The organism is Gordonia sp. NPDC003585, from assembly GCF_040610755.1.
GTDB lineage: Bacteria > Actinomycetota > Actinomycetes > Mycobacteriales > Mycobacteriaceae > Gordonia.
Genome location: NZ_JBEXMX010000114.1, coordinates 1 through 12,140 on the forward strand (window position 1 = coordinate 1; position 12,140 = coordinate 12,140).

General features: G+C 67.6%; 12 protein-coding genes and 1 pseudogene. 6 read left to right on the forward strand and 7 right to left on the reverse strand.

The genetic code is table 11. The features are described from left to right. Nucleotides 1-91: 91 nt before the first annotated feature. Both ABZW74_RS22320 and ABZW74_RS22325 read right to left on the reverse strand, forming a co-directional pair. Nucleotides 92-1,279: a lipase family protein gene (locus ABZW74_RS22320; RefSeq protein ID WP_355279473.1), complete on the reverse strand. Its 1,188-nt coding sequence runs from the start codon at nucleotides 1,277-1,279 to the stop codon at nucleotides 92-94. 154 nt (nucleotides 1,280-1,433) lie between these two features. Beyond that, nucleotides 1,434-2,288 carry a DMT family transporter gene (locus ABZW74_RS22325; protein ID WP_355279447.1) on the reverse strand — a complete coding sequence of 285 codons (855 nt, stop codon included), beginning with the start codon at nucleotides 2,286-2,288 and terminating at the stop codon, nucleotides 1,434-1,436. 12 nt (nucleotides 2,289-2,300) lie between these two features. Between ABZW74_RS22325 and ABZW74_RS22330 the strand changes: the two genes are divergently transcribed. After that, on the forward strand, nucleotides 2,301-2,786 hold the full coding sequence (locus ABZW74_RS22330; RefSeq protein WP_355279450.1) for a DUF1801 domain-containing protein: 486 nt from the start codon (nucleotides 2,301-2,303) through the stop codon (nucleotides 2,784-2,786). Here the strand turns inward: ABZW74_RS22330 and ABZW74_RS22335 are convergent. The 3 genes from ABZW74_RS22335 to ABZW74_RS22345 all read right to left on the reverse strand — a co-directional run bounded on the left by ABZW74_RS22335 (nucleotide 2,770) and on the right by ABZW74_RS22345 (nucleotide 5,995). Beyond that, complete coding sequence (locus ABZW74_RS22335; RefSeq protein ID WP_355279453.1) at nucleotides 2,770-3,729, reverse strand: EamA/RhaT family transporter; 960 nt, start codon at nucleotides 3,727-3,729, stop codon at nucleotides 2,770-2,772. The two genes, ABZW74_RS22330 and ABZW74_RS22335, sit on opposite strands and share 17 nt — an antisense overlap. 569 nt (nucleotides 3,730-4,298) lie before the next feature. Then, entirely contained in the window at nucleotides 4,299-5,558 is a 1,260-nt protein-coding gene (gene serS, locus ABZW74_RS22340) for a serine--tRNA ligase (protein ID WP_355279456.1), read from the reverse strand. Nucleotides 5,559-5,569: 11 nt separating this feature from the next. Beyond that, the gene (locus ABZW74_RS22345) at nucleotides 5,570-5,995 is read right to left on the reverse strand and encodes an ankyrin repeat domain-containing protein (RefSeq protein ID WP_355279458.1); all 426 of its coding nucleotides are present in this window, start codon (nucleotides 5,993-5,995) and stop codon (nucleotides 5,570-5,572) included. A gap of 49 nt (nucleotides 5,996-6,044) precedes the next feature. On the opposite strand from ABZW74_RS22345, the gene ABZW74_RS22350 reads away from it, so the two are divergent. Together ABZW74_RS22350 and ABZW74_RS22355 are read left to right on the forward strand one after the other, a co-directional pair. Continuing rightward, nucleotides 6,045-7,406: a septum formation family protein gene (locus ABZW74_RS22350; protein ID WP_355279461.1), complete on the forward strand. Its 1,362-nt coding sequence runs from the start codon at nucleotides 6,045-6,047 to the stop codon at nucleotides 7,404-7,406. Between the two features lie 4 nt (nucleotides 7,407-7,410). Then, the gene (locus ABZW74_RS22355; RefSeq protein ID WP_355279464.1) at nucleotides 7,411-7,761 is read left to right on the forward strand and encodes a metallopeptidase family protein; all 351 of its coding nucleotides are present in this window, start codon (nucleotides 7,411-7,413) and stop codon (nucleotides 7,759-7,761) included. A gap of 479 nt (nucleotides 7,762-8,240) precedes the next feature. Here ABZW74_RS22355 and ABZW74_RS22360 read toward each other — a convergent pair whose 3' ends face one another. Beyond that, on the reverse strand, nucleotides 8,241-8,900 hold the full coding sequence (locus ABZW74_RS22360) for a histidine phosphatase family protein (RefSeq protein ID WP_240857361.1): 660 nt from the start codon (nucleotides 8,898-8,900) through the stop codon (nucleotides 8,241-8,243). Then, nucleotides 8,900-9,877, reverse strand: coding sequence for a prephenate dehydratase (gene pheA / locus ABZW74_RS22365; protein ID WP_355279467.1), 978 nt, complete (start codon nucleotides 9,875-9,877; stop codon nucleotides 8,900-8,902). The genes ABZW74_RS22360 and pheA overlap by 1 nt, the downstream gene beginning before the upstream one ends. Before the next feature lie 165 nt (nucleotides 9,878-10,042). Here pheA and ABZW74_RS22370 point away from each other — a divergent pair, with 165 nt between their 5' ends. From ABZW74_RS22370 to ABZW74_RS22380, 3 genes and pseudogenes are all read left to right on the forward strand, one after another. Further along, on the forward strand, nucleotides 10,043-10,828 hold the full coding sequence (locus tag ABZW74_RS22370; RefSeq protein ID WP_240857363.1) for a DUF2470 domain-containing protein: 786 nt from the start codon (nucleotides 10,043-10,045) through the stop codon (nucleotides 10,826-10,828). Nucleotides 10,829-10,869: 41 nt separating this feature from the next. Beyond that, nucleotides 10,870-11,676 (forward strand): CPBP family intramembrane glutamic endopeptidase, encoded by an 807-nt coding sequence (locus ABZW74_RS22375; RefSeq protein ID WP_355279471.1) that lies wholly within the window; start codon nucleotides 10,870-10,872, stop codon nucleotides 11,674-11,676. A 113-nt stretch (nucleotides 11,677-11,789) separates the two neighbouring features. Then, a pseudogene (locus tag ABZW74_RS22380) lies at nucleotides 11,790-12,140 on the forward strand (hypothetical protein); the annotation flags it as partial.

Sequence of the window (12,140 nt, forward strand, 5' to 3'; positions counted from 1 at the left end):
TCCCTCGGCCGGCGCCTCGGGCACCTCAGAGAGCGGTGGGGTGGTGGACGCTTATGCGCAGGCCAGAGCGCTAGTCACCTAACTCTTCGGATCAGCGGCCGCAACCACCCGCCGGCGCCCCGGCGAACCGCTGGTTGAGGAATCGCTGGGCGTCCACGCTCCACGGGAACAACGCGTCGCTGTGCTTGAGGCCGCGGTATTCCTGAAACGTCGTCGGGAGGCCGCGTCGGCAGTAGGTCGACGCAAGGGCTCGGACGTCCCCGGTGATCATGATCCCGTCACCGGTGGCGTCGGATTTGCCGACGCCCAAGAACATCGGAGCACGCGGAGTGCCGCGCGAACCCATGATGTTCTGTTCCGCGGCCGCGCGCATTCCTGGCACGTTGAGCAGGCTGCCGACCTGCGGGCGCAGCAACGACTCGTCGGTCAGGCCCGGATACTTGCTCGCGAAGTTGATGATGCACTCCCCGCGCACTTGGCTGAGCACCCGAACGCCCTTGGGTGACAGGTACTTCGAGATACCGAGACGGTAGGTCTCGTTGTAGACGGTCATCAGCGCCGGTATGACGCCCGCCCATTTCTGGCTGCCGTCGACATAGGCGAGATTGTGGATCGGATTGACCACCACCCCACCCGCGGCGGCACCGACAATGTTGAGCTCCGGGGCATAACGTGGCGCGATCTCGGCTCCCCAGCCGGTGGGGACGGAACCGCCCGAATAGCCGTACAGCCCAATCGGAGTGCGGACGGGAGCGCGCAGATACCGCAGCGCCGCGCGCACGCTGTCGAGGGCCGCGTGCCCCGCCTCCAGACCCATCGTCCAGCGCAGATTCCGGCCCTCGTAGTCGGGCACCACCACGGTGTACCCGGCGGCGAGCATCCCGGAGATCACCACGGCGTCGAGCGGCGAGTTCGACGTCGCACCACCACGCAGGGAGTACGACGGATCGCATTCGGAGCCGAGTGCGTCGTAGAAGGCGTGATAGGAGATCACCCGGCGCGGTGTACCCGGTCGCGCGCCGGGCGGCGAGATGATGGTGGTCACCGTCGCCGACGGCTTCCCGAACTGGTCGTTGGTGCGATACAGCAACTGCGTTGCCGTGGCCGGCAGCTGGCGCCCACTCAGGCCCAGCTGCACGACGCGGGTCTTCAGGATGGCGCCGGGCGCGCGTCCGGCGATCGGGCCATCCGGCGTGTAGAACGGGTCGGCGGACGGCGGGACCGGTGGCGCTGCACTCGCTGGCGAGGCGACAAGACCGCTGCCGACGAGAAGCGCCACGAAGACCGCGAGAACCGCACTGCGGAGAACCACACTGGGGAGAACCACACTGGGGAAAACCACACTGCGGCAACTACGCCGCGAACCATGAGCCATGGGAAAGATCATTGCGCATCGCCGACGACCGCGTCCGACGAACCTGCCACGCCCGGCCTCACCCGGCCGATTCGACCACCTCGACCACCGGCGACATCGCCACCACCACCGCGCCGATGACCGCGGCGATGAACGCCACGAGCGCCACCGGACCCCAGCCCGCTCGGGTGGTGTCACCGAGCAGCACGATGCCGATCACCCCCGGCACCACCGTCTCACCGACGACGAGTGACGCCGACGCGGCACTCACCGACCCGGTCTGCAGCGCGACCGTGAACATGTAGAAACCGGCCGGTCCACAAATGACCACCGCATACGCGGCAGGATCGGTCAGGATCGTCGCGAGATCGAATGGATCGACACCGTCGACAATCCGGATCGCCACTGCCATCAGCCCGAACAGCACGCCTCCGGTCAAGCCGGCGAGAACCGCGACACGAGACGTCATCAGGCGCAATCCGATGAGCGCGAGCGCAATCAGGCCGAGCGCCACTGCCAACAACGCCCAGTGCAGCCACCACTCGTTGTTCCGGCCTTCCTCGCCCGCGGCGAACCCGAGCGCCACGAGGGACACCACAACCACGCCGATCGCGGTCCAATCCCGGGGGCTCAGCCGCGCGCCGAGCACGATGGTGGCCAGCACCACGGTGACCACGAGGTTCGCACTCACGATCGGCTGCGCCAGGAACAGCGGGATCAGCCTGGCCGCCACCAGGTTTCCGACGAATCCCAGTCCGTCGAGGGCCAGGCCGGCGAGAAACGCCGCCGTCAGCATCGCTGTGATCGTCGAACGCAGCGACGGAGCCGCTCCGTCCGGGTGATCTGTGACGCTCTGCGCGCCCTTGGCCTGCAACACCGACGCGGTCCCGTAGGCGAGTGCCGCCACGACGGCCGCGACGATCCCGATCACCATGCGCCGATCACCATGGGAGTCAGTATTCACGCCACGCGGTCGTCGGGTGCGGGAGAATCGGGAATTGTGGAACCCTCAGATGCCGACGTCGACCAGTTCATCGCCGACCTGACGCCCGCGTCGCGCCGCGACAGTGCGACCAAGCTCTGTTCGCTGCTTCGCGTGATCACCGGCGCACAGCCACGGATGTGGGGCACGATCATCGGCTTCGGCAGCTGCCACTACACGTACCCGACTGGGACGCAAGGAGATTCACCGATCATCGGCTTCGCGCCACGCAAAGGCCAGACCACCGTGTATCTGCTCGACGGGGTGGACTCGCACGCAGAGGCGCTGTCGGCGCTCGGGCCGCACTCCACCGGAAAGGGATGCCTCTACCTGAAGAGCGTCGACCTCGTGAACCGCACGGTGCTCACCGGGATCATCACAGAGTCCATCCGAAGGGTCACCGACGACGACGTTCCCGGAGTGACGCTGACCGTCACCGACCCGCTGTGATGTCCTCGCCGGTGATGTCGGTGTCCCGCGGCGCGTGCCCGTAGCCGGTCGGCATGTTGGTCACGTCGGCCCGCTCGACCGCGGTGACCGCACTCGACGACGCCAGCACAACCCCACCGACGACGGCCGCGACAAACGCGACGATCGCCACCGGACCCCAGCCGGCCCGCGTCGTGTCGCCGAGGAAGATGATGCCGACCGCGCCGGGCACCACCGTCTGCCCGACCACCAGTGCTGCCGCGGCTCCGTTCACCGACCCGGTCTGCAGCGCGACGGTGAACAGATAGAACCCGCCGATTCCGCTGATGATCAGGGCGTAGAGGGCGGGGTCGGTGAAGAGTTCGGTCACCGACAGCGGGTCGACGCCGTCGAGAATCCGTGACGACACCGCCATCACGCCGAACACGACGCCGGCGATCAACCCGGTCGCCGACGCGATGTGGCTGTGCAGAAGACGCATGCACAGCAACCCGAGCCCGATCAGCAGCGGCCCGCTCACCAGCACCACCCAGTGCATCCACCGCTCGTTGTCGGTGCCCTCGCTACCGGCCGCCACCGCGAGCAACACCAGCGCCACGACCACCACCGCGCCCGCGATCCAGTCCCGGAGGATCAACACGATCTTCAGGACCACCATCGCCAGGAAGGCGGTCGCGACCAGGCGGGACGAGATGATGGTCTGCGACAGGAACAGCGGGATCATCCGTGCCGACGCCAGCGTCGCGACGAACCCGATGATGTCGAAGATGAACCCGATCAGGAACGGCAGGGTGAGCATCGTCGCGACCGTCGACCGCAACGACGGGTGCGCCTTCGCCGACTTGCGTCGTTCCTCACGGATGGCGGCGCGCTGCGACACCTGCTCGGCGCCGAGTGCCTGAAGCACTGCAGCGGCCGCGAAGGCGAATGCGCCGACTACGGCGACGACGATTCCTGCGGTCATCTACTGGCCGGGGCTTCCATGTTCGGCGATCACATCAAAACCGTACCGACCTCGCCGCTCCCGCGTACGCGCTCGTCGGTGTTCCGTGATGACGTTCTCAACCCTCTCGATGGGTGGTGGTAGCTCAGGAAGCGGTGGAACTCTTCGAGTCAGCGACCCGCCCGCCGACGTCGTCGGCGATCGTGGAGGCAGGAAGAGTGAAGTCGTCCAGAACGGTTCGCGTGAGAAGTCTCCGAGGTAATAGTGCCCTCGGAGGCACGCCACGCGGACCGTCTCGGACACGACGTCCATCAACCCGGGAAGAGGGTCGTCATCGAGGGCGATGTCGCAGTCGCGGCGATCAGTATGATTTTGTGGTCGGATTCCGGACACAAAATCATACTGATGGCCGAACCCTCTGGTCGGCACTCGTGGTCACGGTGGAAATCCTGCGCTCGTGGACCCCTCGGGGCCCGAACCGGCACAGAAAGTAGGGGAAGAAGTTCTTCCCCTAGATTTGGTAGTCGGCTGCAGCCAGGTCGCCCTCCACATTTGCCCAGGTCAGAGGGACGGTCACCGAACTCTTCGGATCAGCCTGCGGTGAGCACGTCGGTGCCCACAAACTTCGCGAGTTCCTCCGGTAGCCGCACCGAACCGTCGGGCTGCTGGTGGTTCTCCAGGATCGCGACGAGCCAGCGCGTGGTCGCGAGCGTGCCGTTGAGGGTGGCCGCGATCTGCGGTTTGCCCGACTCGTCGCGGTAGCGCACCGAGAGGCGTCGGGCCTGGAAGGTGGTGCAGTTGGAGGTCGACGTCAGCTCGCGGTAGGTGTTCTGCGTCGGAACCCATGCCTCGCAATCGAATTTGCGCGCGGCCGACGACCCGAGATCGCCGCCCGCGACGTCGATGACGCGGTAGGGCACGTCGATCGCGGCGAGCATGTCCTTCTCCCAGCCCAGGAGTCGCTGATGTTCGGCCTCGGCGTCCTCGGGTTTGCAGTAGACGAAGCCCTCGACCTTGTCGAACTGGTGGACGCGGATGATGCCGCGCGTGTCCTTGCCGTAGCTGCCCGCCTCGCGACGGAAACAGCTCGACCACCCCGCGTAGCGCTTGGGTCCATCGGACAGGTCGATGATCTCGTTCATGTGATACCCGGCGAGCGGCACCTCCGAGGTGCCGACCAGGTAGAGGTCGTCGTCCTTGTCGAGGTGATAGACCTCGTCGGCGTGGGCGCCCAGGAAGCCGGTGCCCTCCATGACCTCCGGTCGCACCAGCACGGGCGGGATCATCAGCGAGAAGCCGTTCGCCACCGCCTTCTGAGCCGCCATGTTCAGCAGGCCGAGTTGCAGCAGCGCACCCTGGCCGGTGAGGAAGTAGAAACGCGAGCCCGACACCTTGGCGCCGCGCTCCATGTCGATCAGTCCCAGCGACTCACCGAGTTCGAGGTGATCCTTGGGGCTCTCGATGGGTCGGGGTTCGCCGACATGCTCGAGGACCACATAGTCGTCCTCACCACCGGCGGGCGCGCCGTCGCCGACGATGTTGGAGATGGCTCGATGTGCCGCCGCCGCTTTCTCGTCGGCCGCGGTCTGCCGGGCGACGGCGGCCTTCACCTGTTCGGCCAGCGTCTTGCCCTTGGCCAGCAAGGCCGCTTTCTCCTCGCCCTGCGCCTTGCCGACCTGTTTGCCGAGGGTCTTCTGCTCGGAGCGCAGAGCGTCCGCCTCGACGATCGCCGCCCGACGGGTGCCGTCGGCGTCCAGCAGGGCGTCCACCAGGCCTGGGTCCTCGCCACGAGTTCGCTGCGACGCCCGCACGAGGTCTGGGTTCTCACGCAGAATCTTCAGGTCGATCACGACTTCAAACCCTACTGGAGTGGCCGGTCACCGCCATCGGGGTGCCACAGCGAGGAATAGTCGTCGCGGCCGAACATCACGGCGGCGTCCGCCGCCGACGGGTGTCCGCCAAAGGGGTCGGCCCCGGCGGCGACCAGGGCGCGCACCACGTCGTCGTGCCCCTTGAACACGGCACCGGCCAGCGGTGTCTGCCCCTTGTCGTTGCCCAACCCGACGTCGGCGCCACGTGCGATCAGCGCCGCGACCGTGTCGACGTGCCCGTGATAGGCGGCCAGCATCACCAGTGTGTCGCCGGACTGATTTCGCAGGTCGACGGGTACGCCGGCATCCAGATAGGCACTCAGCGCGTCGGTGTCACCGGCGCGCGCCATGTCGAAAAGCCGCCCGGCCAGTTCCGCGATGTCGGGGTCGATGTCGTTGTCTTCGGCACTCACCATGGCGAGTGTAGGTGTGGCAACACCGGGCCAACAGGCATGATGGAGTGCGATGAACGACGACGACGAGCGTCGCGACACCGATGACGCACCATCACAGCGGCTCCCAGACGAGCCGACCGAGTCGACTGCCGACGAGCCGGCGAGCGTTGATTCCGAGAATGCGACCGAGCAACTCGGCGACCTCCACACCGACCCACCCGCCGACGATCTGTCTTCCGACGAGCAGACCACCGCATACGACCTCGGGGACACCACACAGCACGGCGTCGAACCCGGGTACGCCGAACCCGACGACACGGACCAGCCCGCAGCAACGCCGCCTCCACATGTGTCCGGCTGGCGTGGCGCAGTGGCGCGCAATCCGGTGCGGGTGGTGTTGTCGGCGATCATCATCGGTGCCGTGGTCGCTGCCGTCGTCGCGGTCGCCGCAGGTCTCTTCGACGACAGCGGCAGCGTCGGCCAGAGCGACATCGGCGAAAGTGAACGCATCGAGGACAACGCGTTCGCGAAGTCGGTTCCCGGGGACTGCCTGGATTGGCCGCCCGGAAACCCGGGTCAGCCGGCGAAGGTGGACTGCGCGCAGAAGCACCGCTTCGAGGTGGCCGGGGCGCTCGACACCTCGGTGTTCCCGGGCGCCGAGTTCGGCGAGGACGGTCCGTGGCCGGGCGACGCCCGGTTCGCCACCATCCGCGACGAGCAGTGCCCGGTGATCGTCAACGAGTACATGGCCGGTCGTCTCGATCCGCACGGAAAATTCTCCGTCGGCATGATGTACCCGTCGCAGTACGAATGGGAGCGGGGAGCACGGGCGCTGCGCTGCGGCCTGCAGCAATCCGGACCCGACGGCCAGCCCATGCAGTACTCCGGGCGGGTCGCCGACCAGGATCAGTCGCTGGTGTGGCCGGAGGGCACCTGCATCGGGATCGACCGCGCCACCCGCAAGCCAACCGGCTATCCGGTGAACTGCGCTGAGCCGCACGCATTCCAGACCACCGGCATCGTCGACTTGTCGGTCCGGTTCGGCGACCGCCTGTCGGGCAAACCGTGGCCCAACATCCGCACCCAGAACGACTACCTCGCCAACATCTGTCCCGTCCAGGCCGAACGGTTTGTCGGTGGCAAGGCCAAGTTCGAGGCCACCACCCTCAACGTGAACTCGTCGGTGATCCAGGAGGCGAGCTGGCTGGCCGGTAGCCGCAAGGTGGTCTGCTTCCTGGCGCTCCCCGACAAACGCGGCGGCTTTGCCACCCTCGTCGGCGACGCCAAGGGCGGCGGAGAACTATTGCTCATCAACGGCAAGCGGCCGGTCGCACCACCGCAAGCGCCTCCTGGCCGCGCACTCCCGACCCCGGTTCCGCTGCCGCCGGGCGTGCAGCCGAATCCGCAAGAAGTTCCGGCACCGGCGGGCTGATCGGGTGGCCGTACACATGTCCGACGACGACTTCGACGGGCTGGTCTCCGACGCGCTCGACACCATCCCGTCGGAGCTGACCGACGCCATCGACAACGTGGTTATCCTGGTCGAACCGCATCACCCGGAAGCACCCGACATCCTCGGGCTCTACCAGGGCGTCGCCCTGACCAGCCGTGACCACGACTACGGCGGCTTCCTCCCGGACACCATCACGATCTACCGGGAACCGATCCTCGCGATGTGCAACTCGCGCCATCAGGTGGTGCACGAGGTCGCGGTGACGGTCATCCACGAGATCGCCCACCATTTCGGCATCGACGACGAGTGGCTGCACGCCAACGGGTGGGGCTGATCCGGCGGGTTCGGTGATCGGCTCACTGGCCACACCTCCCCGTCGAACGACGACAGGGTTGCATTTCTCAGCTCATGGGGGCGGTCGCCGAACTCTTCGGATCAGCGATCTACCCCGCCGACGTCGTCGTCGATCGTGGAGGCGGGAAGGGTTGGAGGTCGGGGCCACTGGCCCGGATCGGGCCCCTGACGGTGGTCCTCCGGGCATGTGTCCCGGAAGCGAACACTGACGGGCCCGATCTCAGTCACCGTCGTCGGTCGTCGCGTTCCGCCGAACGCGACGCCAGGAACGCGCGCCCACAAAAGTAGGGGAAGAAACTTCTTCCCCTACCCTTGGAGTCCTCCCCCAGAAAATTCTCGCGGATGACTACGAACCTCGGGGAAGAAGTTCGTCCCCTAGATTTTGCGGGCCGCACGTTGACGCATTTCCCCAGGTCAGCGGCGTTGACACCGAACTTCGAGTCAGTCGACCGGAGAGACTCAGCCCATCGGCTCGTCGACCAGTGGTTCGTCGACGCGCCCGAACGGCGCCTGCTCGGCACCCCAGCGATGGACGACCCAGAGTCCGTCGACATATTCGAGTTCGATGCTGCCGGTGTTGCGTAGGTGGGTTGCCGCCGCGAACCGGGAGTCGATGCCGGACAGTCGGGCGGCGACCAGCCGGATCGCCGCACCGTGACTCACCACGTAGACGTCTTGCTGCTGCGGCCCGGTCAGGAACCGTCCGGCGAGATCCTCGACGACGGGCAGGTACCGGTCGTAGACCATGGCCAGCGACTCACCGCCGGGGATGCGCGCGTCCAGATCGCCGTGGTGCCAACGGTCCATCACGTCGCGGAACACGTCGTGCGCGTCGGCGTCCGTCCGGTCCTCGAGGTCACCGGCCTGAACCTCGTGCAGGCCCTCGACGACCTCGGTGTCGACCTCCCACACCGAGCCGATCAGTCCGGCGGTCTGCTCCGCGCGGCGGGCCACCGAACTCACCAGCACGGCATTCTCGGTCCGCGCGTTCTCGAGCGCGAAGCGAACGCCTTGGCGCACACCGAAATCGGTGAGAGCCGCGCCGGGCAGCGCGGTGTCGAGGCGGCGCATCACGTTAGACGTGGTCTCGCCGTGACGCACGAGATGAAGACGAGCCATCAGGACCCGTCTCCGGCGTCGTCGCCTCGACGCATGGCGTCGAGCCAGGCACGCGATCCCGAATGATCGGGCGGGGGTGACCCGACGCCGCGGTCGGCAGGCCACGAACCCAAGAACACCACCCGATCGCAGCGTCGCTGCAGGGCGGCGAGCGCCTCGGCAACCGCGTCGTCGTCGATGTGCCCGACGGCGTCCAAGAAGAATCGATAGTGTCCCGCCAACGTCCTGCCGTAGTCCAGATCTCGTTGGGGTCGCGATTCGATACGCGTCAAATCGACTCCGCGCGAAGCAAATTCGTTCATCGCGGCCATCAGGCTGCCCGGCTCGTTGGGTAGGTCCAGAATGACCGCGGTCCGGTCGGCACCGGTGCGGGCCGGCGGTGGCGCGGGATGCCCGACGATCACGAACCTGGTGGCTGCACCCTGCGCGTCGGCGATGCCGTCGGCCAGGACGGTCAGGTCCGACAGCGCCGCCGCCAGACCGGTCGTCACCGCGGCATCGGCCTTGCCGGCCGCGACGTCCTGAGCGGCCGCGGCATTCGACACCGACGTCACGAACTCCGCCCCGGGATAGAGCCGGGCCACCGAACTCCGCACCTGAGCGGCTGCCACCGGGTAGGCCGCGACGGTCCGCACCTCGTCCGGCGCGAGCGCGGTGCGAGCGGCGATCGTGAAGGCGATGTCGAGCGTCGTCTCACCGAAGACCTGAACCCGACCCTTGTCGCCGGCGCCGGGCGGGATGAGTGCGTCGGCGGTCGCCGAGACATTTCCTTCCAGCGTGCTCTCGATCGGGACACATCCATAGTCGGCGGCACCGCTGCGCACCATCTCGATGGTCGCGCCCGGACTGGCAGCGGCAACCCGCTCGACTCCCTCACCGAGCCTCAGCGATTCGGCGATGCGCGGGGTCGCAAGGGCCTGATCGAGCGCCATCTCGGTGAAGGTGCCGGCAGGGCCGAAGTACGCGAACACGGACACTCCACGACAGTAGTCGACACCTGCGACCGCTCGCCGCGAGGAGAAGATGAACTCCTTCGGGTGCTTTTGTTCATCCTGGCGTTGACTCCACTCACAGTCTCGAATTAGGTTAGGGTTACCTTGCAAGCCCGGCACGGGCGTTTCCGATCCGAGAGAGACACCGACATGACCCGAACCGTCACCGACCGTCCGACGGATGCCGAGATGATCCAGACGGCATGTCGTCGGGTCAGCGACGCGATCCTCGCCGTCGAGGGTGCCGAATCGACCGGGACCGACACCGGTGCCATCGACCCCATCGCGGTCAACGTGGTGCATCTCTTCGAGTCGCAGGCGTTTGTGCTGGTACCGACCGGTGGCGACGCGATGGCGGCGGTGGTCGACGCTCCCGACGGGGTCGCGGCGATGCTGGAGATCACCGATTGCGCACCGATCGACCTGCGCGAACGGGTGCGGTCGCTGATCTGGCTGAAGGGCGTCCTGCACCCGGTTCCGGCCGACCTCGAGCGTGACCTCGCGATCGAGATCGCTGCCGAGCATCCCGACGGCGGCCTGCTCGACATCGGGCACGGCAGTTCGATGCTGCGGCTGCAGATCGACTCCGCGGTGATCGCGAGCGGTTCCGGCGCGGCATCGGTGAGCGCTGCCGAGCTGGCCGACGCCACCCCCGACCCGTTCTGGGAGTACGAGAACGGGTGGATCGCCCACCTCGACGCCGACCACGCCGACATCATCGACCAACTGGTCCGACGCCTCCCGCGGCACCTCCGCAAGGGGCGCATCCGCCCGCTGGGTCTCGACCGCTTCGGCATCCGCTTCCGCATCGAGACCGTCGACGGCGACTCCGACGTGCGGCTCCCCTTCCCCCGACCGGTCACCGACGTCTACGAACTCTCGCACGCACTGCGTTCGCTGGCGGGTTGCCCGTTCATGAACAGCCTCCCCGACTGACCGGCCCCCTGCGGGGATCGCCGCACCGTAATCTGGCCGCCATGGCCCTCTCGCCGCGTGCCCTGTGGAACCCGTCGGGTTCGCACGGCATCGAGGTGATCACCGACCCCACCCAGCGTCGGGCGCTGTGGATCGAACTGGCCATCGTCGGGGTCCTGAGTTTCGGCTTCTCCGCGATCTACGCCGTCCTGTCGCTCATCGAGAGTCAGATGGCCGGCGGTATCGGCGGCACCACGGTTGCCCTCAACCCGAGCCGCTCGGAGTTCGACGTCATCGACGCGATCCGTCAGGTGATGAGCGGGCTTCGACTGTTCGCGATCGCCGCGCTGGGCGTCTACCTGCTGTGGCGCAGCGGCGTCGGGTTCGCCCAGGCCGGTCTGCGTCGTCTCTCGCCCCGCCGCGACGTGCCGCCCGGTCTGGCGTTGGCCGCGGTGATCGGCCTGCCCGGGCTGGCCCTGGTGGCCGTCGCCCGCGCGCTGGGCGTCAACGCTCACCTGGTGCCCGCGACGGCGGACACGTGGTGGCAGTGGCCGGTGCTGATCCTGGTTGCGGTCGGTAATGCCGCGGCCGAGGAGATCATCGTGGTGGCCTACTTCATCACCCGGCTGCGCCAGCTCGGTGTCGGCGAGAATCGCGCGCTCGCCGCGAGTGCGGTGTTGCGCGGTACCTACCACCTGTATCAGGGGCTCGGCGCCGGCCTCGGGAACGTGGTCATGGGCCTCGTGTACGGCCGCTACTTCCAGATCTGCGGACGCACCTGGCCGCTCGTGATCGCCCACGCCGTCATCGACGTCGTGGCATTCGTCGGATATGCCCTGCTCAGCGACCACCTGTCGTGGGTGGGCTGAAGCCTTCTGCCGCTCCCTGAGGTGCGAGCTTGCGAGCCTCGAAGGGCTCGCGAGCCGACAATGTCCGGCTATCTAGGGAACTCTGCGGGGCTCTCGTCAGTACATTGGATGTGATGAACCAGCCGGACCCGCCGATGATGCGTAGGCAGGGTCCGCCGAACCCGCCGCCGCGAGGCCCTCAGCCGCCACCTCGCCCGTACCAGGATCCGCGTGGTCCGCAGCGACCCCGACCACCCCAGCCCGACGCCGCGACCGTCCGCTCGGCCGGCCGACCGGGTGAGATCTATCACCCTCCGCAGGCGTGGTCGGCCGTTCCCGGCACTCACCGGCCGGACGACCGACGGTCGGGCAACCGCCCACCCGGGGCACGCGAGTACGCGCCGACGCAGAAGCCGGAGCCCATTCCGGCGGAGGCGCCGCGGCCCGCCAGGCCGTCCCATCGGGACCCCGACCACCGACGCTCC

Bases quoted from the DNA above. Each gene is read 5' to 3' on its own strand.
- ABZW74_RS22325 (WP_355279447.1), bottom strand. From the start codon at position 2,288: ATGGTGATCGGGATCGTCGCGGCCGTCGTGGCGGCACTCGCCTACGGG.
- ABZW74_RS22330 (WP_355279450.1), top strand. From the start codon at position 2,301: ATGGGAGTCAGTATTCACGCCACGCGGTCGTCGGGTGCGGGAGAATCG.
- ABZW74_RS22335 (WP_355279453.1), bottom strand. From the start codon at position 3,729: ATGACCGCAGGAATCGTCGTCGCCGTAGTCGGCGCATTCGCCTTCGCG.
- ABZW74_RS22345 (WP_355279458.1), bottom strand. From the start codon at position 5,995: ATGGTGAGTGCCGAAGACAACGACATCGACCCCGACATCGCGGAACTG.
- ABZW74_RS22350 (WP_355279461.1), top strand. From the start codon at position 6,045: ATGAACGACGACGACGAGCGTCGCGACACCGATGACGCACCATCACAG.
- ABZW74_RS22360 (WP_240857361.1), bottom strand. From the start codon at position 8,900: ATGGCTCGTCTTCATCTCGTGCGTCACGGCGAGACCACGTCTAACGTG.
- ABZW74_RS22370 (WP_240857363.1), top strand. From the start codon at position 10,043: ATGACCCGAACCGTCACCGACCGTCCGACGGATGCCGAGATGATCCAG.
- ABZW74_RS22375 (WP_355279471.1), top strand. From the start codon at position 10,870: ATGGCCCTCTCGCCGCGTGCCCTGTGGAACCCGTCGGGTTCGCACGGC.